Source organism: Streptomyces sp. NPDC059009 (assembly GCF_042740175.1).
Taxonomy (GTDB): Bacteria; Actinomycetota; Actinomycetes; order Streptomycetales; family Streptomycetaceae; genus Streptomyces.
In genome coordinates this window covers 104,081-127,816 of sequence record NZ_JBHYJB010000005.1, presented here as the reverse complement: position 1 = coordinate 127,816, position 23,736 = coordinate 104,081, and the positions used below count along the sequence as shown (strand labels likewise).

Genomic DNA, 23,736 nt, shown 5'->3' with positions numbered 1-23,736 from the left:
TTCCGTCATCACGCTCCGTGCGGGACGCTCACGTACGGCCTGAAAGTAACGAGGAGGCATCAAGTGGTCGACGCTGATCAGACGTTCGTCATTGTCGGAGGAGGTCTGGCCGGAGCCAAGGCGGCCGAGACGCTCCGCGCCGAGGGGTTCACCGGCCGTGTGATCCTCATCGGTGACGAGCGCGACCACCCCTACGAACGCCCGCCGCTGTCCAAGGGCTACCTCCTCGGCAAGGAGGACCGCGACAGCGTCTTCGTCCACGAACCGGCCTGGTACGCCCAGGCGGACGTGGAGTTGCATCTCGGCCAGACGGTCGTCGCCATCGACCGCGGGGCCAAGACGGTCCGCCTCGGCGACGGCGCGGTCATCGGCTACGACAAGCTCCTGCTCGTCACCGGCGCCGAGCCGCGCCGCCTGGACGTCCCCGGCACGGGCCTCGCGGGCGTCCACCACCTGCGCCGCCTCGCCCACGCCGACCGGCTCCGGCACGTCCTGGCCGCGCTCGGCCGGGACAACGGCCACCTGGTGATCGCGGGCGCGGGCTGGATCGGCCTGGAGATCGCCTCGGCGGCCCGGGAGTACGGCGCGGAGGTCACCGTCGTCGAGCCGGAGCCCACCCCGCTGCACGCCGTCATCGGCCCCGAGGTCGGCCAGATGTTCGCCGACCTGCACGCCGAGCACGGCGTCCGCTTCCACTTCGGCGCGAAGCTCACGGAGATCACCGGCCAGGACGGCCTGGTCCTCGCGGCCCGCACGGACGACGGCGAGGAGCACCCGGCGCACGACGTCCTGGCCGCCATCGGCGCCGCCCCCCGCACCGCCCTCGCCGAGTCCGCGGGCCTCGCCCTGGTGGACCGGGCGCACGGCGGCGGCATCGCGGTCGACGCGGGCCTGCGCACCTCGGACCCGGACATCTACGCCGCGGGCGACGTCGCCGCGGTCCCGTACTCCGACTTCGGCGGCCGGCTGCGCGTGGAGCACTGGGCCAACGCCCTGAACGGCGGCCCGGCGGCGGCCCGCTCGATGCTCGGCCAGGAGGTCACCTACGACCGCGTCCCGTACTTCTTCTCCGACCAGTACGACGTGGGCCTGGAGTACTCGGGCTGGGCGCCCCCGGGCACGTACGACCAGGTCGTGGTCCGCGGCGACGCGGGCAAGAGGGAGTTCATCGCCTTCTGGCTGAAGGAGGGCCGCGTCCTCGCAGGGATGAACGTGAACGTGTGGGACGTGACGGAGACCATCCAGACCCTGATCCGCAAGGGAGCCAGGCCGGACCCCGACGCGCTCGCCGACCCCTCGGTCCCGCTCGCCTCGCTGACGGACTGAGGCTCCCTCGGTCAGGACTGTCACCGCACCCCCTTAGAATTCACGCGTGGCAGGCAGGATCAATGACGAGGACGTGAAGGCGGTTCGGGACGCGGTCCCGATCGACGCCGTGGTGTCCGAGTACCTGCAACTGCGCAACGCGGGCGGCGGGAACCTGAAGGGCCTGTGCCCCTTCCACGACGAGAAGTCGCCGTCCTTCCAGGTCAGCCCCAGCAAGGGTCTCTTCCACTGCTTCGGCTGCCAGGAGGGCGGCGACACCCTCACCTTCGTGATGAAGGTCGACCACCTCACCTTCTCCGAGGCGGTGGAGCGCCTCGCCGCGAAGGCCGGCATCACGCTGCGCTACGAGGAGGGCGGGTACAACCCCTCGCACCAGCGCGGCGAGCGCATCCGCCTGGTCGAGGCCCACAAGGCGGCCGCGCAGTTCTACGTGGACCAGCTGGAGTCCCCGGAAGCCGAGATCGGCCGGAAGTTCCTCGCCGAGCGCGGCTTCGACCAGGCGGCGGCCGCGCACTTCGGCGTGGGCTACAGCCCGGCGGGCTGGGACCACCTGACCCGCTTCCTGCGCGGCAAGGGCTTCACCGACAAGGAGCTCACCCTCTCCGGCCTCTCCCAGGAGGGCCGCCGCGGCCCCATCGACCGCTTCCGCGGCCGCCTGATGTGGCCGATCCGCGACATCGGCGGCGAGGTCGTCGGCTTCGGCGCCCGCAAGCTCCGCGACGACGACAACGGCCCGAAGTACCTCAACACCCCCGAGACCCCGATCTACAAGAAGTCCCAGGTCCTGTACGGCATCGACCTGGCCAAGAAGGAGATCGCCAAGTCCTCCCGCGCGGTCGTGGTCGAGGGCTACACGGACGTGATGGCCTGCCACCTCGCGGGCATCACGACCGCCATCGCGACCTGCGGCACCGCCTTCGGCGGCGAGCACATCAAGATCCTCCGCCGCCTCCTGATGGACAACGGCTCGGCCCGGGTGATCTTCACCTTCGACGGCGACGCGGCGGGCCAGAAGGCCGCCCTGCGCGCCTTCGAGGACGACCAGAAGTTCGCCGCCGAGACCTACATCGCCATCGCCCCCGACAACATGGACCCCTGCGAGCTGCGCCTCGCCAAGGGCGACGAGGCGGTCGCCGACCTGGTCGAACCCCGCACGCCGCTCTTCGAGTTCGCGCTCCGCCAGATCGTCGCCCGCTACGACCTGGAGACCCCGGCGGGCCGCGCCGCGGCGCTGGACGAGGCGGCGCCCGTCGTCGCCCGCATCAAGAACACCGGCGCCCAGCACGAGGTCGCCGTCCAGCTCGCCGGGATGCTCGGCATCCTCGACACCCAGTTCGTGGTCAAGCGCGTGGCCCAGCTGGCCCGCTGGGCCCGCGAGCGCGGCTCCAAGGGCCCCGCCCCCACCCAGCAGCGGCGCCCCTCGCCCGCGTACGAGAACCAGGCGTCCCCGGGCTTCAGCGGCCCCGCCCTGACCCTGCGCAGCCCCGCCCACCGCACCGAGCGCGAGCTGCTCAAACTCGCCCTGCAGCGCCCCGAGTTGGTCTCCCCGGCCTTCGACGCGTACGGGACGGACGAGTTCACCGCCCCGCCGTACGCCGCCGTGCGCCAGGCCATCGAGGAGGCGGGCGGCGCCGAGACGGGCGTCCAGGACGAGCAGGCGTACATCGCGCGCGTACGGGAAGCCGCGCCGGACGACGCCGTTCGCGCCATGGTCACGGAGCTCGCCGTCGAGGCCATCCTGCGCCGCACGGTCGACGAGATGTACGCAGGTATCCAGCTCGTCCAGGTCCGGCTGCGCGCCGTCGACCGCCGCGTCCGCGACATCCAGGGCACCCTCACCCGCCTCGGCGCGGGCGGCGACCCCCAGCAACTCGCCTCCGTGCAGAACGAGTTGTGGATTCTCCAGCAGTACGGCCAGGCGCTGCGCGAACGGGGCGCAGGCGCCCTCTGAGGTGCCGCCGGGCCACGGAAGGACTGGCCCTAGGGCCAATGGTTACCCGGCGGGTAACCACGCGGTCACGGACGGGACTCAAAAAGTCACCGCATGCCCCTCGTGGCGGCCGTGTGTCGTACCCCACACTGGGTTGCGGTGCCTGAGTCCTCGGAGCGCGGCCGGCCCGCAGACAGCGGGCCCGACACCCCCGCGGTTCCACACATCGTGTTCGGGACGGACAGCGGTGAGCCCGCGGTCGCCGATCCCGTCCTACCGCTGCCGCACGCCTCAGCTGCGATCACCCTGGAGGTCGCCCCCGTGCAGACCCAGACCCTCACCCAGAACGACACCGCCACGCGCGCGGACACGGACGCCGAACCGGAGGCGGAGAGCACCGTCCTGGAGGCGGTGCCGCAACAGAGCCGCGCCGCGCACCACCCGGAAGTCCAGGAGTCGGCACCGGAGTCCGCAGGCCCCGAAGGCCCGGAAGCGGAAGCCCCGGAGGTCCTGGAGGCCGAGACCGCCGAGGTCACCGAGCCCGTCGAGACCGTGGAGCCCGTCGAGGTGCCCGCCGCCCGCACCCGCGCCGACACCGGCGGCCCCTCCTCCGACCTGTTCCGCCAGTACCTGCGCGAGATCGGCCGGATACCGCTGCTCACGGCCGCCGAGGAGGTCGAGCTCGCCCGGGGTGTCGAGGCCGGTCTCTTCGCCGAGGAGAAGCTCGGCAGCACCCCCGACCTGGACACCCAACTCGCCCTGGATCTGGACAAGTTGGTGGTCGCGGGCCGCATGGCCAAGCGCCGCCTCATCGAGGCCAACCTGCGCCTGGTCGTCTCCGTCGCCAAGCGCTACGTGGGCCGCGGCCTGACGATGCTCGACCTCGTCCAGGAGGGGAACCTGGGCCTGATCCGCGCCGTCGAGAAGTTCGACTACGCCCGCGGCTACAAGTTCTCCACGTACGCGACCTGGTGGATCCGCCAGGCCATGTCCCGCGCCCTCGCCGACCAGGCCCGCACGATCCGGGTCCCGGTCCACGTGGTCGAGTTGATCAACCGGGTCGTCCGCGTCCAGCGCCGCATGCTGCAGGAGCGCGGCTACGAACCGACCCCCGAAGAGGTCGCCGCCCACCTCGACCTGCCGCACGAGCGCGTCAGCGAGGTACTGCGCCTGGCCCAGGAACCCGTATCGCTGCACGCCCCCGTGGGCGAGGAGGACGATGTCGCGCTCGGCGACCTCATCGAGGACGGCGACGCCACAAGTCCCGTGGAATCAGCGGCATTTCTGCTGCTCCGCGAGCACCTGGAGGCGGTCCTCTCCACCCTCGGCGAGCGCGAACGCAAGGTCGTCCAGCTCCGCTACGGCCTCGCGGACGGCAGGCCCCGCACCTTGGAGGAGATCGGCCGCATCTTCGGCGTGACACGCGAACGCATCCGCCAGATCGAATCCAAGACCCTCAACAAGCTGCGGGACCACGCCTTCGCGGACCAGCTCAGGGGCTACCTCGACTGACCGCCGTTGCGGGCAGTCGTGCCGCAGGGCGGCTCCCGACCCAAAGACAGGCACCCCGTCGCCGGGCAACCCCTCAGTCGACCTCAGCCACGGCTTGCGCGAACTGAGCCTTGTACAGCCGCTCATACGCACCGCCTGCCGCCAACAGCGCATCATGCGTGCCCTGTTCGACGATGGCCCCGTTCTCCATCACCAGAATCGTGTCGGCGTCCCGGATCGTCGACAGCCGGTGCGCGATGACAAAGGACGTGCGCCCGTGCGCGAGGCGCGCCATCGCCTTCTGGATCAGCACCTCCGTACGCGTGTCCACCGAACTCGTCGCCTCGTCGAGGACCAGGATCACCGGGTCGGACAGGAACGCCCGCGCGATGGTGATGAGCTGCTTCTCGCCCGCGCTCACCCCCGTGCCCTCGTCGTCGAGGACGGTGTCGTACCCCTCGGGCAGCGTCCGGACGAACCGGTCCGCGTGCGCGGCCTTCGCGGCCTCCTCGATCTCCTCGCGCGTGACGTCCTTGGCGGCGCCGTACGCGATGTTCTCCGCGATCGTGCCGCCGAACAGCCACGTGTCCTGGAGCACCATGCCGATCCCGGACCGCAGTTCGTCCCGCGACATCTTCGACACGTCGACGCCGTCCAACGTGATGCGCCCGCCCGTGACTTCATAGAACCGCATCAGCAGGTTCACGAGCGTCGTCTTGCCCGCACCGGTCGGCCCGACGATCGCGACGGTGTGGCCCGGCTCCACGGTCAGGGAGAGGTCCTCGATGAGGGGCTTGTCCTCCTCGTACCGGAAGGAGACGTGCTCCATCCCGACGCGGCCGCGCAGCTGGTCGGGGCGCTCGCCCGGCACCGGGTCGGCCTCCTGCTCGTCCGCGTCCAGGAGCTCGAAGATCCGCTCGGCCGAGGCGACTCCGGACTGCACCAGGTTCGCCATCGAGGCGACCTGTGTGAGCGGCATCGAGAACTGCCGCGAGTACTGGATGAACGCCTGCACATCACCGATCGACAGCGACCCGGAGGCCACCCGCAGACCGCCGACCACGGCCACCAGGACGTAGTTGAGGTTCGAGATGAAGAACATCAGCGGCTGCATGACACCGCTGTTGAACTGGGCCTTGAACCCGGCCTCGTACAGCGCGTCGTTCTGCTCGGCGAACGCCTTGGCCGACTCCTCCTGGCGCCCGAAGGTCTTCACCAGGGTGTGCCCGGTGTACATCTCCTCGATGTGCGCGTTGAGCTTGCCCGTGGTCTTCCACTGCTGCACGAACTGGGGCTGAGAGCGCTTGCCGACCTTCGTCGCCACGAGGAACGACAGCGGCACGGTGATCAGCGCCACCAGTGCGAGCAGCGGGGATATCCACAGCATCATCACCAGGACGCCGATGATCGTCAGCAGTGAGTTGATGAGCTGGCCCATCGTCTGCTGGAGCGTCTGCCCGATGTTGTCGATGTCGTTGGTGGCGCGGCTGAGGACCTCGCCGCGCTGGCGCTTGTCGAAGTACGACAGCGGCAGCCGCGACATCTTCGCCTGCATGTCCGCGCGCATCCGGAACACGGTCCGGTTGATCGCGCGGTTGGAGAGCCGCGTCCCGATCGCCATCATCAGACCGGCCGCGAGGAACGTGCAGAGCGCCAGGAGCAGTACGGAGCCGATGGCGCCGAAGTCCATGCCCTTGCCCGGTGTGAAGTCGAGCCCGGAGAGCATGTCGGCCATGCCGCCGTGACCGCCCTGGCGCAGGTTCTCCAGCGCCTGTTCCTTGGTGGCGCCCTCCGGCATGTCGCGCCCGACGATGCCCGCGAAGATCAGGTCGGTGGCCCGGCCCAGGATCTTCGGGCCCACCACGGAGAGCCCGACGCTGAGGACGACCGCGACGAGCATCCCGTACATCGTGGCCCGCTCGGGCTTGAACTGCGCGAGCAGCCGCTTGCCGGACCCCTTGAAGTCCAGCGACTTCTGCGGGGGACCCGCCATCATTCCGCCGTGCCCCGCCATCAGGCTGCCTCCGCTTCCGTCAGCTGGGAGAGCACGATCTCCCGGTAGGTCTCGTTGCCGTCCATCAGCTCGCCGTGGGTGCCGGTGCCGACGACGAGGCCCTCGTCGAGGACCACGATCCGGTCGGCGTCCCGGATGGTCGACACGCGCTGGGCGACGATCACCACGGTCGCCTCGGCGGTCTCCCGGCCGAGGGCCGCGCGCAGGGCGGCGTCCGTGGCGTAGTCGAGCGCGGAGAACGAGTCGTCGAAGAGATAGATCTCCGGCCGCTGTACGAGCGTCCGCGCGATCGACAGGCGCTGCCGCTGGCCGCCGGAGACGTTCGTACCGCCTTGCGCGATGGGCGCGTTGAGCCCGTGCTCCAGCTTCTCCACGAAGTCCTTGGCCTGAGCCACCTCGAGCGCGTGCCAGAGCTCCTCGTCGGTGGCGTCGGGGTTGCCGTAGCGCAGGTTCGTCGCGACGGTGCCGGCGAAGAGGTACGGCTTCTGCGGCACCAGGCTCACGGTCTTCGCGAGCAGCTTGGGGTCGAGCGTCGATACGTCCACGCCGTCGACCAGGACCTCGCCGTCGGTGGCGTCGAACAGCCGGGGTACGAGCCCGAGGAGCGTCGACTTGCCGCTGCCGGTCGAGCCGATCACGGCGGTGGTCTCCCCGGGGCGCGCGACCAGGTCGATCGACTTGAGCACCGGCTCCTCGGCGCCCGGGTACCGGAACCCGGCCCCGCGCACTTCGAGGTGGCCGTGGCGCAGCAGCTTGCGGACCGGGTCGGCCGGCGGGACGACGCTCGACTCCGTGTCCAGGACCTCCTGGATGCGCTCGGCGCAGACCTCGGCGCGCGGCACCATCATGAACATGAAGGTGGCCATCATCACGGACATCACGATCTGCATGAGATACGCGAGGAACGCGGTGAGCGCGCCGATCTGCATGCCCCCGCTGTCGATGCGGTGGGCGCCGAACCAGACCACGGCGATCGACGAGATGTTCACGACGGTCATCACGATGGGGAACATCAGCGCGAGCAGCTTGCCGGTCCCCAGCGACACCTCGGTCAACTTCGCGTTGGCGCCCCGGAAGCGCTCCTTCTCGTAGTCGTCCCGCACGAAGGCGCGGATGACGCGGTTGCCGGTGATCTGCTCGCGCAGCACCCGGTTCACCGTGTCGAGCCGCTCCTGCATGGTGCGGAACAGCGGCCGCAGCTGCCGCACGATGAGGCTCACGGAGATGCCGAGCACCGGGACGACGGCGACCAGGACACCGGAGAGCGGCACGTCCTGCCCGAGGGCCATCACGATGCCGCCGACGCACATGATCGGCGCGGACACCATCAGCGTGAACGACATCAGCACGAGCATCTGCACCTGCTGGACGTCATTGGTGGTCCGGGTGATCAGCGAGGGCGCCCCGAACTGGCCCATCTCGCGCGCGGAGAACGACTGCACGCGGTCGAAGACGGCGGTCCGGACGTCGCGCCCGAGCGCGGCGGCGGTCCGCGCGCCGAAGAAGACGGCGCCGATGTTGCAGACCATCTGGACCACGGTGACGGCGATCATGAGACCGCCGAACGACAGGATGTAGCCCGTGTCTCCCTTCACGACACCGTTGTCAATGATGTCCGCGTTCAGGGTGGGCAGATAGAGAGAGGCGCAGGTCTGCAGGAACTGCAGCAGCACCAGCAGGGCGATGGGCTTCTTGTACGGACCGAGGTGGGTCCGCAGGAGTCGTATGAGCACGCTCGGTCTCTCGAGTCAGGCTTGGGAGGTTCTCTTCATGGCTTCATGGCTTCATGGGCGAGGTCGCCCACCATCCTCCGCCACCTGACCCGTCGGCGTACAACGGATTAACCCATGACCGGGTCAAAAAACGGCCCCACCCCAGAAAGCCTCCAGAAAGGGCTTACTCTCCGCGACGCCGCCCCTACGCTCCCGCCATCGCCCCGGGGTGCGCCTGCTCCCGCACCGTCACGTACTGCTGCCGCACCGCCTTGCCCACCGCCAGCTCCTCGCCCGGCTCAAACACCTGCGCCGTCGCCCCCTGCCACTGCGGCAGCTGCCCGGTCAGCGCCCACGCGGCCTGCCGCGCCGCACCGATCGCCGCGTACTCCGCGGGCTGCGGCACCACGACCTGCGTACCGAAGAGCATCGGCGCCGCGGCCTGTACGGCGGGCAGCTCGGCGGCGGCCCCGAGCAGGAACACCCGCTGCACGTCCACGCCCCGGCCGCGCAGCACGTCGAGCGCGTCCGCGAGCCCGCACAGCATGCCCTCGAAGGCGGCCCGCGCCAGGTGCTCGGGCTTCATCGACTCCCGCCGCAGCCCGGTCAGCGTCCCCGCCGCATGCGGCAGATTGGGTGTCTTCTCCCCCTCCAAGTAGGGCAGCAGAACCAGCCCGTGCGCCCCCGGAGTCGACTTCATCGCAAGCTCGGACAGCGCATCGAGCCCGTCCGCCCCCAGCATCTCCGCCGTCCCGCGCAGCGTCCGTACGGCGTTGAGCGTATGCACCACCGGCAGATGCATGCCCGTGGCGTCCGCGAGCGAGGTGATGATCCCGCTCGGATCGACCAGGGCTTCATGGTGCACGGCCATCACAGACCCCGAGGCCCCCAGGGAGACGACCGCGTCCCCCTGCCGCACCCCGAGCCCGAACGCCGCCGCCATCGTCTCGCCGGTGCCCGCCGAGATCAGCAGCCCCTCGGGCGTCGTCCCCGCCGCCTCGGCGGGACCGATCACCTCGGGCAGCATCGCCTGGTGCCCGAGCGCCAGCTCCACCAGATCGGGCCGGTAGGTGCCCGTGGCCGCCGACCAGTACCCGGTCCCGGAGGCCCCGCCCCGGTCCGTCGTACGCCGGGCCGGGCGCCCGAGCAGCTGCCACACCAGCCAGTCGTGGGCCTGCATGAGGAGCCCCACCCGGCGCGCGTTCTCCGGCTCGCTCTTCGCCAGCCAGCGCAGCTTGGTGACGGGGAGCGCCGACTGCGGCACCGCCCCCACGGCCTCGGCCCAGGGCTGCCGCCCGCCGAGCCCGTCGATCAGATCCGCCGCGGCGACCTGCGCCCGCGGATGGTTGCCCACGAGCGCGGGCCGCACCGTGACGCCCCCCGCGTCCAGCGGCACCAGCGCGTTCTGCTGCGCCGATACGCCGATGGCCTGCACACCTTCGAGCAGCCCACCGCCCGCTGCCTCACCGAGGGACAGCAGCCAAGCCTGCGGATCCACGTCCGAAGGGCGGCCTCCGCCCTCGGCGCTCTCCAGCGGATGCGGGGCATAGCCCTGCTTGAGTACGGCCCCCGTGTCCGTGTCACAGACGACGATGCGCGTGGAATCGGGCGAACTGTCCAGCCCTGCGACTATCCCCATGCCAGGAATTCTGCCGCACCACGCGCACCACCCCGCAACCGTCCGCCCCGAGAGCCCCGGCGGGCCTAGGTGTTACTGGTGCCCCAGTCGTCGTCCTCGCCGCCGCCCTGCCCCCGCTCGCGCAGAGACCGCACGCGCTCGGCCACCGAGTCGGGCATCCGGTCGCCCACCTTCTCGGAGACCGAGTGGAGCGCCTTGCCCGCGACGTCCCTGCCCTGCTGGGCCGCGGACTCGACGGTGTTGCGCACGGCGGGGTTCTGGGCGACCTCTCGGGCGGACTTCTTCAGCTGCTCGTAGCGCTCGCGTCCGGCGCGGGTCCCGAGCACATACCCGAGAGCCAGCCCGGCGACGAATGTGAGCCGGTAGCGCATGACTGCCACCCTTCCCTTGCGTCGACGTCGGTCGCAGGGGATACCGATTGGCGGAGCACCCCCCTGCTTGCGCTAATGTATGTGTCGCAGCGAGCGCCCGCCGCCCGGGAATCCCCAGGTAGGTGACATCGTTGCAAGCGAGACGATCCCCTGTAGCTCAATTGGCAGAGCAGCCGGCTGTTAACCGGCAGGTTACTGGTTCGAGTCCAGTCGGGGGAGCTCGGTCTCCTGTAGCTCAATTGGCAGAGCAGCCGGCTGTTAACCGGCAGGTTACTGGTTCGAGTCCAGTCGGGAGAGCTTGTCGAAGGACCCTTGAGGTGAGCCTCAAGGGTCCTTCTTTGTGCGGGATTTCGTCCCTGGTGGAACCACGCGGGCACGGGCGAGGTCCTCATGGTCGAGCGATGCCGACCATCCGAAGCAGGAGATCGTATGAGCGGCTATGCTGCGGCAGACGGCGCGCACAAATGTGCGCGACGCGCCGTTAGGGGCGGTAGCTCAGCCGGTTAGAGCAGCGGACTCATAATCCGTCGGCCGTGGGTTCGAGTCCCACCCGCCCCACCAAGGCCCCCCCCGGCAGGAACGTTTCGACCTGCGGCAAGGGGCTTCGGGCCTACAGCGCCGTCTCGTCGAAGACGTCCTCGAAGACGCCGACCAGGTCGGTGCTCTCGACGATCTCCGCGAGGCGGTCCAGGGCGTCGGGGCGGGTCAGTGAGGCGGCCCGCTCCTGGAACTCGGCCGGGGTCATGTCCAGGTGCAGGATCGTGATGATCTGGCGGTCGTCGGCGGTGTTGCGGGCGACCGTGACCCGGGCCGGATACGCGCCCTCGCGGTCCTCGGGGGCCCAGGCCGCCCTGAACTGTTCGTCGGTGACTCCGGGCTTGAGCGTGCGCACGAATACCGCGGTGAGCATGGGCTGGTTCCCTACCTCGTGGCGTCTTCCTCGGACGCGATCACCGTAGGGGCGGGCAGGGGTCACTGCCACCCGCGGAGCTACTGCCACACGCGGATGTAGTCCACGTACATCGTCGCGTGCCAGTCGAACGTCTCGTCGTGGACGGAGCCGTCGGCCCAGTTGTCGAGGACCTCGTGGGAGAGGATCGGGAACTCCTTGACCTGGCTGATCAGCTTGGGGTCCGTGACCGTGCGGACCACCGTGCCGTCGTACAGGAACTGCAGCTGCGTGGGCGTCCATTTCAGGCCGAAGGTGTGGTACCAGGCGCTGTGCAGGCCGGGGGCGTTCGCGACCGTGCCGGAGGACTGGTGGTCGGCGCCGTAGCCGTCCCAGTGGAGCGTCGCGGAGAACTTGTCGGCCTGGTAGTTGGTCTCTGTGATGTCCATCTCGGCGCCGTCGCGGGCCGTGCCGTCGACCGCGCCGCCCGGGGTGAGGCCCGCGTCCGCCTGGAGCCAGACCGCGGCGAGGTGGCCGTTGGTCCTCGCCGGGGTGTGCACGCGGGCTTCGAGGGTGCCGTGGGTGTACGCGAACTTGCCCTGGCTGTCGATGCGGCCGCCGGAGAATTGATTCGTGCCGAGCTGTCCCACGTCGATGGCGAGGGCGCCCTTGCCGTCGGTGCGGACGTTGGCGGGCTTGTACCACCAGCGGTCGCCGGGGGCGGCTCCGGCGCGCTCCTGGTCGCGGGCGGTCCAGCGGGCGGTGGAGACCGTGGAGCCGTCGAACTCGTCGCTGAAGACGAGGGTCTGGGCGGTCTGGGTGGTCCGGGCGGTCGACTTCGTGTTCTGCGGGCGGGCGTCGCTCGGGGTCGACGGGTCCACCAGGGCCGTGTCGGTGAGAGTGGGGGTGTCTGGGGAGGGTGCCGTCGTGGCGTGGGTGGTGGGGGCTGTCAGGAGGGCGCAGGCGCAGGCGGTCGCGGTGAGCAGTGCGGCGGTGGTGCGGTCTCTCATGGCGTCACCCTTCGAAGGTGTGGGCGCGATGGAAAACGCTCGTGAGGGAAAGCGCTCGTGCGGGAAGGCGCTCGCAAGAGGAAGTCGCTCGCGACAGAAATCGCTCGCGACAGAAATCGCTTTCCCTCCGCCGGTATGGTCCAGATCGTCTGACGGACTGTCAATGGCCGTGGCGCAGCGGGGTCAGCTGTTCGATGTCGTAGCGCGTGCGGAGCTCCGCGATGGCGGTGGGGTCGGGCGGGTCCGGGGGCTCGGCCGCGGCCAGGATGTCGAGGAGTTCGTCGAAGTAGCGCTCGTGGTCGGGGGGCGGGGAAGACAGGAAGAACATGCGGGCCCGGGCGTCCGTGGGGTTGGCGAAGGCGTGCGGGCAGCCGGGCGGGACCGCGATGACCGTGCCGGGGGTGGCCCGGGTGACGCGGCGCCCCGTGGGCGACTCCCAGCGCTGCCAGCGGTCGGGGGTGCGCACGCGGGGCTCGAAGGCCAGGATGTCGAGCTCGCCCTCCAGGACGTAGAAGAGCTCCTCGCTGCGCGTGTGGACATGGGCGCCGACGTCGAAGCCCGGCGGCACCGTCACCTCGAAGCTGGAGGCCATGCGGGAGTGCGCGCCGGTGACCTTGAACGTCACCTCCTGGGCGGCGGTGCGGACGGTGCGGCCGTGGCCGGGCGGGAGCAGGAGGCCCTCGGGGCCCGGGGGAGTCAGTGCGGTCATGGGGGCGTCGGGCCTCCGTCGTCGTGGTTCACCGGCTGCCGTTCCCGGCCGTGGCTCACCGGCCGTCGTGCTCCGGCTGTCGTCTCACCAGGTCACCGGCAGTGCTTCCGGGCCGCGGATCAGGGCGCCCCTGCGCCAGCGGACCTCGTCCGGCGGGACCGCGAGGGCCAGGCCGGGGAAGCGGTCCAGGAGCGCCGTCAGCAGGAGCTCCGACTGCATGCGGGCCACCAGGCCGCCCACGCAGTAGTGCGGGCCGTGGCCGAAGGAGACGTGCGGGCTCGCGGGGGAGCGGTCGAAGTCGACGGCGTCGGGGTCCGGGAAGACGTCCGGGTCGCGGTTGGCCGCCAGGTAGGAGACATAGACCGGCTCGCCCGCGCGGATCGTGCGGCCGCACAGGTCGAGGTCTTCGAGGGCGATGCGGGACAGGCCCACGGCGCTGCGGTGCGGGATGAAGCGGAGCAGCTCGTCGGTGGCGCGCGGCAGCACGGCGCGGTCCGTGCGCAGCCGGTCCCACAGGTCGGGGCGGGACAGCAGGAGGTGGACCATCTGGCCGGTGTTGTGGGTGACCGCCTCGCCGCCGATCTGGATGAGGACGGCGAAGCCCACCGCCTCTTGTCGCGAGAGGTCGCCGCGCGCGACCGCCGCGCCCAGGAGGGACACGACGTCTTCGCCGTTGCTGTCGGCGTTCGCGCGGATCAGGGTGGTGAAGCAGGACGCCATGGCCTGTTTGGCCTGCTCGCTGCGGTCGGCGCCCTCGGCGGAGGAGAGGATCAGCTGGGTCCAGTCGTGCATGTCCTGGCGGTGCTCGGCGGGGATGCCCATGACCTCGCTGATCACCGCGATGGGGAACGGGGTGAGCAGGCGTTCGGTGAGGTCGGCGGGCGGGCCCTGGGCGAGCAGCTCGTCGCAGAGGGCGTCGAGGGCGCCCTGGACACGGCCGCGCAGGTGCTCCGTGTGCCGGGCGCTGAACGCCGATGTCACCGCGCGGCGCAGCCGGGTGTGGTCGGGCGGGTCGACGAAGCCGACGGCGCCCGGCATCGGGATGAAGTGCGGTGCCAGGCGCGTGACTTGACGTTCCGCGACCGCCTCGCGGCTGAGCCGGGCGTCGTTGGTCACCTGCTTCACGTCGTCGTAGCGGGTCACCAGCCAGGCCCAGCCCTCGCCGTGCGGCAGCTTGATCCGGGTGAGCGGGCCCTCGCGCATCAGCTCGCCGAGGACCGGGTCGAAGTCGGTGGGTCCGGCCAGGTCGAGGGCGGGCCAGTCGCGGACGGGGGGCGGGGCGCCGGTGTCGGTGGCGGCGTGCGGGCAACCGCTTTCCCGCGGGTTCTCGTGCGCCGTCCCTGTCGTACGGGATGTCATACGAGGGCCTCCATGTCGTCGCCGGTGTCGCGGGCGCCGACCCGGGCCGCGGCGCTCGCGTCGTGGGTCCAGCGGCCCAGGGAGATCTCCGCCGTGATGCCCGGGCCGAACCCGGCGATCAGGCCGCGCGCCGACTCATGGGCGCCGCCCTCCTCGAAGAGGCGGCGCAGCGCGTCCAGGACGACGGCGCTCGCGATGTTGCCGCGCTCGGTGAGCGTGGCCCGGCTGAAGCGGAACGCCTCCGGGGGCACGTGCAGGAAGGTGCTCAGGTCGTCCAGGATGCGCGGGCCGCCCGCGTGGACGATGTAGAAGTCCAGGTCGGAGGCGTTCCAGCCGTGGTCGGCCGCGAGGTCCTTGAGCGCCGGGGCGAGCGGTTCCATCGTGGTGGGCACGCGCTTGTCGAGCAGGAAGTGGAAGCCGGTGGCGCGGACGTCGTAGGAGATCCAGTCCTCGGTGGCGGGCACCAGGTGGGAGCCGTTGCGCTCCAGGGTGATGCCCGTGCCGCCGTGTCCGCGGACGACGGCCGCGGCGATGCCGTCCCCGAACAGGCCGTTGGACAGGAGCGAGCCGATGCCGAGGTCGGTGGGCTGGTAGCAGAGCGAGCAGAACTCGCAGGCCACGATGAGGGCGTTGGCGTCCGGGTAGGCGGTGCAGAAGTCGTGCGCCCGGTTGATGGCCGCGCCGCCGGCGGCGCAACCGAGCTGGGCTATGGGTATCTGCCGGGTGTCGCCGGGGAAGCCCATCGTGTTGATCAGCCAGGCCGTCATCGACGGCATCATGAAGCCCGTACAGGAGACGTAGATGATCACGTCGATGTCGGCGGCGCACAGGCCCGCGTTGTCCAGGGCCTGGCGCACCACCGCGGGCACCCGGGCCTTCGCCTCGGCCTCGTAGAGGCGGTTGCGGTCCTCGAAACCGGGGTGGCGCAGGGTCTCCTCGATGGGCTGCACGAGGTGCCGGGTGCGCACGCCCGTGTTGGCTATCAGCCTGAGTGCGAGCGGGAGTTGAGGGTGGCCGGCGTGGAGCGTGCGCGCCAGCTCCAGCGTCTCCTCGACGGTGATCACATGTTCCGGGACACTGACGGCGGGCTTGCACAGCGTTGCCATGGGCTCCCTCTCTCACGGGGACTGGTTCCCCCACCTTTGCCGAGGCCCCCGGGAACAGCGCCCGGGACTACTCCAGTGAGGTGGGGTGTCCATGCCTACCGGCCGGTCGACGGCGGGGGAAAGGCGGCGGCCGCGCAGGGGCGCAGATGCGGACAACTTCGGGCGAACGTTGATGAGTTGACCGGTGTGCATCTTCCTGGCGGCGCCCCGCTTCCGTCATGGATTGCGAGGAGTCTGTGAATGATGCGCGGAAAAGGTGGGCAATCTTCCTGCTCTGGCCGGTTAAACGTGCGCTTGCCCACTTTGCGGATCCGCCCTGATTCATGACCGCGGGCTTGTGTATTTCTACAGGTGTATCGCAGGTGCCATGGAAGATCCCACTAAAGCTTGTAAATGCAAGGTTGAGAGCCGTACCTTGTCGCACATGCAGTCCTACACAATCGGCCAGGCGGCGCGCCTGCTCGGCGTCAGCCCGGACACCGCACGGCGGTGGGCGGACGCGGGCCGGGTCGCCACGCACCGTGACGAGGGCGGTCGCCGCCTCATCGACGGACGCGCCCTCGCCGCCTTCTCCGTCGAGCTCGCCCAGAGCGGCAACACGGAGGAGGACGCCTCCTACACCTCGGCGCGCAATGCCTTCCCCGGCATCGTCGCCGCCGTCAAGCTCGGCGACGTCGCCGCGCAGGTCGAGATCCAGGCAGGCCCCCACCGCCTGGTGTCGCTGCTGACCCGCGAGGCGGTCGAGGAGCTCGGCCTCGAGGTCGGCATGGAGGCCACCGCCCGCGTGAAGTCGACCAGCGTGCACATCGACCGCACCTGAGCCGTCCTCCGCAGCGCGCCCCCACACCGCTGTTCCCCTGAGCCGTCAACACCGCTCGTTGCGGCCCCAGTTCAGCGGCGGCCGTCCCCGTCGCCCCGCCCGCCAAGGAGTCCGACCCTCATGTCCCGTTCCCTCTCCCCGGTCCTCACCCAGCGCCGCGCCGCCGCCGCGCTGGTCACCGTCGCGCTGCTCACCCCGCTCGCCGCCTGTGGCAGCGACGACGACAGCAAGAAGGACGGCGCCGCCGGCTCGAAGGACGTCAACCTGACCGTCCTCGCCGCCTCCTCGCTCACCGACGTGCTCCCGAAGCTCCAGGCGGCGTACACGAAGGAGCACCCCGGCACCAAGTTCACGCCCTCCTTCGCCGGTTCGCAGGAGCTGGCCGCGCACGTCAAGCAGGGCTCCGGCGGCGACGTCCTGGTGACCGCCGACACCAAGACCATGGACGGCCTGAAGTCCGACACCGGCACCCCGGCCGTCATCGCCAAGAACCGCCTCGTCATCGCCACCCGTGAGGGCAACCCCGACAAGGTCAAGGACCTCAAGGACCTGGCGAACGAGAAGCTGAAGGTCGTCCTCGCCGACGACACCGTGCCCGTCGGCCGGTACAGCAAGCAGATCCTCGACAAGCAGCACGTCGACGTGAAGCCGGTCTCCAAGGAGCCCAACGTCCGCGCCGTCCTCAGCAAGGTCGAGCTCGGCGAGGCCGACGCCGGTCTCGTCTACAAGACGGACGCCGCGTCGGCGACCGGCAAGACCGACGCCATCGACATCCCGGACGCGCAGAACGCCGTCGCCTCCTACCCGGCGGCCACCATCAAGGAGTCCGAGCACGGCAAGGAGGCCGCGGACTTCGTGAAGTGGCTCAGCACGCCGAAGGCGCAGAAGATCCTCCAGGACGCGGGCTTCCAGAAGCCGTAACCGTCGCGCGGGGGTGCCCGGTCGGGGGGCCGGGCACCCCCGCGCCCCCAGGGCCTGAGCCGCCACACGGCGGGCCCCGGCTGAAACTCTTCCCAGGAACCCGCCATGAGCAGCCTTCTCCGGAAACACGCACCCGGCCGCACCCGGCCGCCCCTCGCCCTCGCCGTGCCCGCCCTGCTCGCCGTCGCGTTCCTGTTGCTGCCGCTGCTCGGCATCCTCGCCCGCACCGAGTGGGGCGACCTCGGCACCCACCTCACCAGCCCCGGCGTCACCGAGGCGCTGAAGCTCTCCCTGTACGTGTCCTTGTGGGCGCTCGGGTTCTCGATCGTGCTCGGGGTGCCGCTGGCCTGGGTCCTCGCCCGGGTGGAGTTTCCCGGCAAGGCGCTCGTGCGGTCGCTCGTGCTGCTGCCCATGGTGCTGCCGCCGACCGTCGGCGGTGTCGCGCTGCTGCTCGGGTTCGGGCGGCGCGGGCTCATCGGGCCCTGGCTGGAGAACACCTTCGGGATCGTGCTGCCCTTCCACACCTCGGGCGCGATCCTCGCCGCCACCTTCGTGGCGATGCCCTTCCTCGTCATCAGCCTGGAAGGGGCCCTCTCGGGGCTGAAGCCCGGGTACGAGGAGACCGCCGCGTCGCTCGGGGCCTCTCCCGTACGGGTCTTCCTCACCGTCACCCTGCCGATGGTCGCCCCCGGGCTCGCCGCCGGGGCCGCGCTCACCTGGGCCCGGGCGCTCGGTGAGTTCGGCGCCACCATCACCTTCGCGGGGAACCTGCCGGGCTCCACGCAGACGCTGCCGCTCCAGGTGTATCTGCTGCTCCAGGACTCGCCGGAGGCCGCGACCTCCGTATCGCTGCTGCTGCTCGCCATCGCGATGGCCGTCCTCGTCGCGCTGCGCGGGCGGTGGACGGGCGGGGCGGCCGACCGGGGGCGGCGGGCGAAGCGGCGGGTGGTGCCCGAGGAGTCCGAGCCGGGGCCCGATGCGCCCGTCGCACCTCCCGCTGCCGTCAAGTCGCCCGAACCGCACGAGCGCTGGGCCCTGCACGCCGACGTCACCGGCTTCAACCGGCTCACCCTCGACGCCGAGCCCGGCACCACCATCGCCGTCGTCGGCGAGAACGGCGCGGGCAAGACCACGCTGCTGCGCGCCCTGCTCGGCCTCACCCCGCGCGCCCGCGCCGAGCTCCGGCTCGGCGACAGCGACGTCACCGCCCTGGCGCCGCACCGGCGTGGCGTCGCCTGGGTGCCCCAAGAGGGCGCGCTCTTCCCGCACTTGAGCGCCCTGACCAACACGGCATACGGGCTGCGCGCACAGGGCGTGGCACGGGCCGAGGCCCGGCGGGCCGCGCAGGAGTGGCTGGACCGGCTCGGCGTCGGACACCTCGCGCACCGGAAGCCCGCACAGTTGTCCGGTGGGCAGGCTCAACGGGTCGCGCTGGCGCGGGCGTTGGCGGCACGGCCCCGGCTGCTGCTGCTCGACGAGCCGCTCGCCGCCCTCGACCAGACGACCCGCGCCCACGTCCGGCACACCCTGCGCCGCCACCTCGACTCCTTCGGCGGCGTCTGCCTCATCGTCACGCACGACCCGGTGGAGGCCGTGTCCCTTGCCGACCGCGTCCTCGTCCTCGACGAGGGGCGCACCCTCCAGGACGCGCCGCCCGCCGAGGTCGCCCGGCATCCGCGCTCACCGTGGGTGGCCCGGATGCTGGGGCGCAACGCCTGGCCGGGGACGGCGAGTTCGGACGGAACCCTTGCCCTCGCCGGGGCCGGGCAGCTGGTGGTCGCCGACCCGCTGGACGAGGGCACCCGGGCGCTCGCGATCATCGCGCCCGAGGCGGTGTCGCTGCACCGGGACAAGCCCGAGGGCAGTCCGCGCAACGTCTGGCCGGGGACGGTGCGCGAGATCACGGCGGCGGGCAGCAGGCTGCGGGTCCTGATCACCTCGGACCAGGCGCCCGACCTGGTCGCCGAGATCACCCCGCAGGCGTCGGTCGACCTGGGGCTCGCGGACGGGGCCGAGGTGTGGACGAGCGTGAAGGCGACCGAGGTGTCGCTGGTGGCTCTCTGAGGGGCGGTCCCCCGATGCGGCAGTTCCCGGACGCGGGCAGGTCCTAGAGCGGGGCCTGCCACGTCTCCGTCGTGCCCGTGGTCCCGTCGTCCGTCCTGCCGTCGTCGTACACCGTGAGCCGCACCGCCTCGCGCCCGTCCGGCAGGGCGGCCGTCGCGTCGACCGTCACGTCCACGCGGGTCACGTCCGTGCGGCGGGAGACGGCGGCGAGGGCGCGGCGCAGGGCGGACAGGAGGTGGCTGCCCGGGGGGTCGGTGACGCGGGCGTCGACGGCGCCGGTGAAGTGCACGGACGGCTGGAGCCCGAGGACCGCCGCCGCCCCCGCCGTCTCGCGAAGTACCTTGCCGCGAAAGGTCGTCGGGGCGTCGGCCGGGGGCTGCTGGAGCGCGAAGATGGCCGTGCGGACCTCCTGGATGGTGGCCTCCAGCTCGTCCACGGCCCGGTCGAGCGTGTCCTGCACCACCGGCAGCCGGGCCCGGCGGCGGGTGGACTCCAGCATCATGCCGGTCGCGAAGAGGCGCTGGACGACGAGGTCGTGCAGGTCGCGGGCGATCCGGTCGCGGTCCTCGAAGACCGCGAGGCGCTGCCGGCTCGTCTGGGCGTCCGCGAGGACGAGGGCGATCGCCGCCTGCGAGGCGAACTGCGTGGCGAGCAGCCGCTCGGCCGGGGTGTAGGGGCGGGCGCCGCGGTGCCGGGGCAGGGCCAGGGTGCCGATGAGCTGCCCGCCCGCCTGCAGCGGCAGCATCATGCTGGGCCCGAAGCGGCTGCGCACCGGGGTGGTCATACGGGGGTCGGTCGCCGAGTCCTCGATGAACACCGGTTCCCCGCCGAGGAGTTGCTCCAGGACGGCGGTGCCCGGCTGGATGGTGGTGCCGATCAGGTCGTTCTGGAAGCGGAGCGAGGGGTGCGGGCCCCGCGGGTCGTTCGTGGACGCCGCGACGATGCGCATGCCGCCCTGCTCCGTGGGCTGGAGGATCACCCCCGCGGTGGCCTCGGCGAGCAGCCGGGCCCGCTCCGCGACGGTCCACAGCGCGTCCGCCGCGGCCTCCCCGGTCAGCAGCGACGTGGTGACCGCGGCCGCGCCCTCGATCCAGCGCTCGCGCTGCCGCGCCGCCTCGTACAGGCGGGCGTTGCCGATCGCGATGCCCGCCTGCCCGCCGAGGACCTCAAGGAGCTGGACGTCCTCCTCGGTGAAGGAGCCAGAGCGCTTGTCGGTCAGGTAGAGGTTGCCGAACACCTCGTCCTGGACGCGGATCGGGACGCCGACGAAGCCGCGCATCCCCGGGTGGCCCGGGGGCATCCCGCTGGAGCGCGGGTCGTCCGCCAGGTCGTCGAGGAGCAGCGGCCGGGCGTCCTCGATGAGCGCGCCGAGGACACCGGAGTGGCCGTCGGGAAGGCGCCCCATCCGCTCCCGCTGCCCCTCGTCCAGGCCGACCGTGAGCAGCTCGGCGATGCCGCTGCCGCCGGGCCCGAGGACGCCGAGCGCCCCGTACCGCGCGTCCGTCAGCTCGGCGGCGCGGGTCACGATGTGCTGGAGCGTGGTGCGCAGTTCGAGGTCCGTGCCGATGTCGAGGACGGCTTCCAGGAGCTGGGGGAGCCGGGGTGCTGCGGGACCTTCGGTCATCGGGACGTCGTACTCCGTACTCCGGTTCGGGGCGGTCAGCCGCGCGGCCGGTGAGCTGCTCGGCCGGTCAGCCGGCGGACAGCGGGTCCAGGACCAGCGGCTGGATCTTGCCCTCCAGCATCGCACCAAGTCCGAGAACAGCGCATACATCAGGCCGTTCCGCGATATGTACCGGCATTCCGGTCGCATTGCGAAGCATCTGGTCAAGTCCGGGCAGAAGGGCGCTGCCGCCGACCATCATGATGCCGCGGTCGGCGAGGTCGGCCACCAGGTCCGGCGGGCAGTCCCGCAGCACCTTGCCGATGCCGTCGAGCACGGCGGTCAGCGGGGTGTGGATGGCGTCGCGCACGGCGGCCGTGTCGACCTGCACGGAACGGGCGAGCCCGGTCGCCACGTCCCGGCCGTGGATCTCGGTGGAGGCTGGGCCCTGCGGGGTCAGGCCGTTGCCGCTGAGCGCCAGTTGCAGGGGGCGCACGGACTGGCTGGGCAGCACCAGTTCGTGCTGGTGGCGCAGGTGCTGGACGATCGCGTGGTCGATGGCCTCGCCGCCGACGGGGATGCGCTCCGCGGTCACGATCGCGCCCATCGAGAGCACCGCGACCTGGGTGGTCGCCGCCCCGCACACCATCAGCATGGTCGCCTCGGGCCGCTCCACGGGCAGTCCGCAGCCGACGGCCGCCGCGATCAGGGTGTCCACCAGCTCCACGCGCCGGGCCCCGAGCCCGACCATCGTCTCGACCGCCGCGCGCTGGGCGAGCGGGTCCGCGTCGTGCGGGGTGCAGGCGGCGGCGCGCAGCCGGGGCTTGCGGCGCAGGGTGCGGCGGAGCTTCTCGCCGAGCAGGTGGCGGAGCATGCGCTGGGCCATCTCGATGTCGACGACGGTGCCGCCGGAGACGGGCCGCACGACCCGGATGTAGGCGGGGGTGCGCCCCGTCATCTGCTCCGCGAACTCGCCGACCGCGATGAGCGCGCCGGTCCTGGTGTTCACGGCGGCGGCGCTCGGCTCGTCCACGACGAGGCCCGCGCCCTTCACGAACACGCGGGTGCGCGCGGCGCCCAGGTCGACGGCGAGATGGCAGCGGCGCAACTGCTCCAGACTGACGGTCATGGCAGATCCTCCCGAGAGCGCAGACCGTTGAGGACCGCCGGGCGGCGGTCCCCTGTCTCGCATCGTGCGGTGGCCGTGGGCGGCGCGCGCGCTGGGCTGAGCCGGCCGGGGTGCGGCCGCACGGGTGGTCTTGAGGGAGCGGACGGCGTCCCGGTTAGAGTCCCCTGTGCCAGAAACGACCTCGAAGAGCGGCGACGAAGCCGGTGTCCCCCCGATATCCCCTCCACCAGTGGACCCGGAGCGGCCCGCCAAGAAAAGGCGGATACTCGCCGATCTGACGCCTTTGCGCACCTCTGCCGACTACCGGCGCCTCTGGCTCGGCAACACCATCTCGTGGGTCGGCCAGGCGATGACGACGCTCGCCATCTCGCTCCAGGTCTACGACATCACCGGGTCCAGCTTCTCCGTGGGCCTCGTCGGCCTCTGCTCCCTCGTCCCGCTGCTCGCCCTCGGCCTGTACGGGGGCGCGGTCGCGGACCGGGTGGACCGGCGCCGGCTCGGGCTCGGCTCGGCGGCCGGGTCCTGCGCGCTGTCGGTGACGCTCGCGGTGGCCGCGTTCGCCGGCTTCCACCATGTCTGGTTCCTGTACGCGGTGGTGGCGCTGCAGGCGGTCTGCCTGTCGCTGAACTCCCCGGCCCGTACGTCGATGATCCCGCGCCTGCTGCCGCCGGAGCAGCTGCCCGCCGCGAACGCGCTCAACTCCGTGACGATGACGTCCGGTTCGATGCTGGGGCCGATGCTCGGGGGTGTCGTCGTCGGGGTGTGGGGCTATCAGGCCGCGTACACCGTGGATGTGGTGGCCTTCAGCGCTTCGTTGTACGCGATGTGGCGGTTGCCGGCGATGCGGCCGGAGGTGGCGGGGGGTGCGCCGGAGGTTCGTAAGAGGGCTTCCGTTGTGGACGGGCTGCGGTTTCTCGGGTCGCGGCCCAATCTGCGCATGACCTTCTTCACCGATCTGTGCGCGATGGTGTGCGCGCATCCGCGCTCGCTGTTCCCGGCCGTCGCCGTGGTGTGGTTCGCGGGGGACGCGCGCACGGCGGGGATGCTCGCGGCCGCCCCGGCCGTGGGGGCGCTCGCGGGTGGGGTGTTCTCCGGGTGGCAGGGGCGGGTGCACCGGCACGGGCTGGCGATTCTGCTGGCCGTCGCGGGGTGGGGCGGGGCGATCGCCGCGTTCGGGCTGACGCGGCAGTTGTGGCTGGGGCTCTTCTTTCTCGCGCTGGCCGGGTACGCGGACACCTCTTCCATGGTGTTCCGCAACACGATGTTGCAGGCGGCCACTCCTGATGAGATGCGGGGGCGGCTTCAGGGGGTGTTCCTGGTGGTCGTGGCGGGTGGGCCGCGGCTGGGGGAGTTTCTTGCGGGGGTGGTGGGGGACTGGGCGGGGCCGGAGGTCGCCGTGGTGGGGGGTGGGGTGGTGTGTGTGGTGGCTGTGGGGGTGCTGGCTTTGGTGTGGCGGGGGTTTGCGGGGTATGACGCGAGGGTGCCGGAGGCGTAGGCGGTTTTTTCCTTCCCCGATCCCGCCCCTTCCCGAATACGGCGACTCCGTCGCGCCTGGGGTGGCCCTCCTGGGGCTTTGCCCCTAGACCCCCTGTCGGCGCTGAACGCGCCTCGTCCTCAAACGCCGGACGGGCTGAATGGGTCCC

Annotated in this window: 18 protein-coding genes and 3 tRNA genes; 10 read left to right on the top strand and 11 right to left on the bottom strand. The window is 71.4% G+C overall.

Annotated features, from left to right (window positions below):
* Nucleotides 1-63: 63 nt before the first annotated feature.
* The 3 genes from ACFWYM_RS06980 to ACFWYM_RS06970 all read left to right on the top strand — a co-directional run bounded on the left by ACFWYM_RS06980 (nucleotide 64) and on the right by ACFWYM_RS06970 (nucleotide 4,768).
* Entirely contained in the window at nucleotides 64-1,326 is a 1,263-nt protein-coding gene (locus ACFWYM_RS06980) for an NAD(P)/FAD-dependent oxidoreductase (protein ID WP_384831144.1), read from the top strand.
* A gap of 46 nt (nucleotides 1,327-1,372) precedes the next feature.
* On the top strand, nucleotides 1,373-3,277 hold the full coding sequence (dnaG, locus tag ACFWYM_RS06975) for a DNA primase (protein ID WP_384831141.1): 1,905 nt from the start codon (nucleotides 1,373-1,375) through the stop codon (nucleotides 3,275-3,277).
* Nucleotides 3,278-3,415: 138 nt separating this feature from the next.
* Nucleotides 3,416-4,768, top strand: a complete 1,353-nt coding sequence (locus ACFWYM_RS06970) for an RNA polymerase sigma factor (protein ID WP_384831138.1) — start codon at nucleotides 3,416-3,418, stop codon at nucleotides 4,766-4,768.
* A 73-nt stretch (nucleotides 4,769-4,841) separates the two neighbouring features.
* On the opposite strand, the gene ACFWYM_RS06965 is transcribed toward ACFWYM_RS06970, so the two are convergent.
* The 4 genes from ACFWYM_RS06965 to ACFWYM_RS06950 form a co-directional block, all read right to left on the bottom strand.
* Nucleotides 4,842-6,761 carry an ABC transporter ATP-binding protein gene (locus ACFWYM_RS06965; RefSeq protein WP_384831135.1) on the bottom strand — a complete coding sequence of 640 codons (1,920 nt, stop codon included), beginning with the start codon at nucleotides 6,759-6,761 and terminating at the stop codon, nucleotides 4,842-4,844.
* Nucleotides 6,761-8,494 (bottom strand): ABC transporter ATP-binding protein, encoded by a 1,734-nt coding sequence (locus ACFWYM_RS06960; RefSeq protein ID WP_384831133.1) that lies wholly within the window; start codon nucleotides 8,492-8,494, stop codon nucleotides 6,761-6,763. Before ACFWYM_RS06960 ends, ACFWYM_RS06965 begins: the two co-directional genes overlap by 1 nt.
* Before the next feature lie 184 nt (nucleotides 8,495-8,678).
* On the bottom strand, nucleotides 8,679-10,112 hold the full coding sequence (locus ACFWYM_RS06955; RefSeq protein ID WP_384831130.1) for an FGGY family carbohydrate kinase: 1,434 nt from the start codon (nucleotides 10,110-10,112) through the stop codon (nucleotides 8,679-8,681).
* Nucleotides 10,113-10,177: 65 nt separating this feature from the next.
* Nucleotides 10,178-10,483 carry a YtxH domain-containing protein gene (locus tag ACFWYM_RS06950; protein ID WP_384831128.1) on the bottom strand — a complete coding sequence of 102 codons (306 nt, stop codon included), beginning with the start codon at nucleotides 10,481-10,483 and terminating at the stop codon, nucleotides 10,178-10,180.
* 146 nt (nucleotides 10,484-10,629) lie between these two features.
* On the opposite strand from ACFWYM_RS06950, the gene ACFWYM_RS06945 reads away from it, so the two are divergent.
* From ACFWYM_RS06945 to ACFWYM_RS06935, 3 genes are all read left to right on the top strand, one after another.
* Nucleotides 10,630-10,702 (top strand) — tRNA-Asn (locus ACFWYM_RS06945).
* Nucleotides 10,703-10,707: 5 nt separating this feature from the next.
* Nucleotides 10,708-10,780: transfer RNA gene (locus tag ACFWYM_RS06940), tRNA-Asn, on the top strand.
* Nucleotides 10,781-10,967: 187 nt separating this feature from the next.
* Nucleotides 10,968-11,044, top strand: a tRNA-Ile gene (locus ACFWYM_RS06935).
* 49 nt (nucleotides 11,045-11,093) lie between these two features.
* On the opposite strand, the gene ACFWYM_RS06930 is transcribed toward ACFWYM_RS06935, so the two are convergent.
* The 5 genes from ACFWYM_RS06930 to ACFWYM_RS06910 form a co-directional block, all read right to left on the bottom strand.
* Nucleotides 11,094-11,393 carry a hypothetical protein gene (locus tag ACFWYM_RS06930; protein WP_384831125.1) on the bottom strand — a complete coding sequence of 100 codons (300 nt, stop codon included), beginning with the start codon at nucleotides 11,391-11,393 and terminating at the stop codon, nucleotides 11,094-11,096.
* A gap of 80 nt (nucleotides 11,394-11,473) precedes the next feature.
* Nucleotides 11,474-12,382 (bottom strand): family 16 glycosylhydrolase, encoded by a 909-nt coding sequence (locus tag ACFWYM_RS06925; RefSeq protein ID WP_384831122.1) that lies wholly within the window; start codon nucleotides 12,380-12,382, stop codon nucleotides 11,474-11,476.
* A 160-nt stretch (nucleotides 12,383-12,542) separates the two neighbouring features.
* Nucleotides 12,543-13,091, bottom strand: a complete 549-nt coding sequence (locus ACFWYM_RS06920) for a cupin domain-containing protein (RefSeq protein ID WP_384831119.1) — start codon at nucleotides 13,089-13,091, stop codon at nucleotides 12,543-12,545.
* A gap of 84 nt (nucleotides 13,092-13,175) precedes the next feature.
* The gene (locus tag ACFWYM_RS06915) at nucleotides 13,176-14,450 is read right to left on the bottom strand and encodes a cytochrome P450 (protein WP_384831116.1); all 1,275 of its coding nucleotides are present in this window, start codon (nucleotides 14,448-14,450) and stop codon (nucleotides 13,176-13,178) included.
* Nucleotides 14,447-15,556 carry a type III polyketide synthase gene (locus tag ACFWYM_RS06910; RefSeq protein WP_384831113.1) on the bottom strand — a complete coding sequence of 370 codons (1,110 nt, stop codon included), beginning with the start codon at nucleotides 15,554-15,556 and terminating at the stop codon, nucleotides 14,447-14,449. Before ACFWYM_RS06910 ends, ACFWYM_RS06915 begins: the two co-directional genes overlap by 4 nt.
* 424 nt (nucleotides 15,557-15,980) lie before the next feature.
* On the opposite strand from ACFWYM_RS06910, the gene ACFWYM_RS06905 reads away from it, so the two are divergent.
* From ACFWYM_RS06905 to ACFWYM_RS06895, 3 genes are all read left to right on the top strand, one after another.
* Complete coding sequence (locus ACFWYM_RS06905) at nucleotides 15,981-16,376, top strand: molybdopterin-binding protein (protein WP_384831110.1); 396 nt, start codon at nucleotides 15,981-15,983, stop codon at nucleotides 16,374-16,376.
* 120 nt (nucleotides 16,377-16,496) lie between these two features.
* Nucleotides 16,497-17,297: a molybdate ABC transporter substrate-binding protein gene (gene modA, locus ACFWYM_RS06900; protein ID WP_384831107.1), complete on the top strand. Its 801-nt coding sequence runs from the start codon at nucleotides 16,497-16,499 to the stop codon at nucleotides 17,295-17,297.
* 105 nt (nucleotides 17,298-17,402) lie between these two features.
* A complete protein-coding gene (locus tag ACFWYM_RS06895) occupies nucleotides 17,403-19,361 on the top strand; it encodes an ABC transporter permease (protein ID WP_384831104.1) in 1,959 nt (652 codons plus the stop codon).
* Between the two features lie 43 nt (nucleotides 19,362-19,404).
* Here ACFWYM_RS06895 and ACFWYM_RS06890 read toward each other — a convergent pair whose 3' ends face one another.
* On the bottom strand, nucleotides 19,405-20,985 hold the full coding sequence (locus ACFWYM_RS06890; protein WP_384831102.1) for a GAF domain-containing protein: 1,581 nt from the start codon (nucleotides 20,983-20,985) through the stop codon (nucleotides 19,405-19,407).
* A 67-nt stretch (nucleotides 20,986-21,052) separates the two neighbouring features.
* A complete protein-coding gene (locus ACFWYM_RS06885) occupies nucleotides 21,053-22,093 on the bottom strand; it encodes a rod shape-determining protein (RefSeq protein WP_384831099.1) in 1,041 nt (346 codons plus the stop codon).
* Nucleotides 22,094-22,307: 214 nt separating this feature from the next.
* Here ACFWYM_RS06885 and ACFWYM_RS06880 point away from each other — a divergent pair, with 214 nt between their 5' ends.
* Nucleotides 22,308-23,588, top strand: a complete 1,281-nt coding sequence (locus tag ACFWYM_RS06880; protein ID WP_384831489.1) for an MFS transporter — start codon at nucleotides 22,308-22,310, stop codon at nucleotides 23,586-23,588.
* The last annotated feature ends 148 nt before the right edge of the window (nucleotides 23,589-23,736 follow it).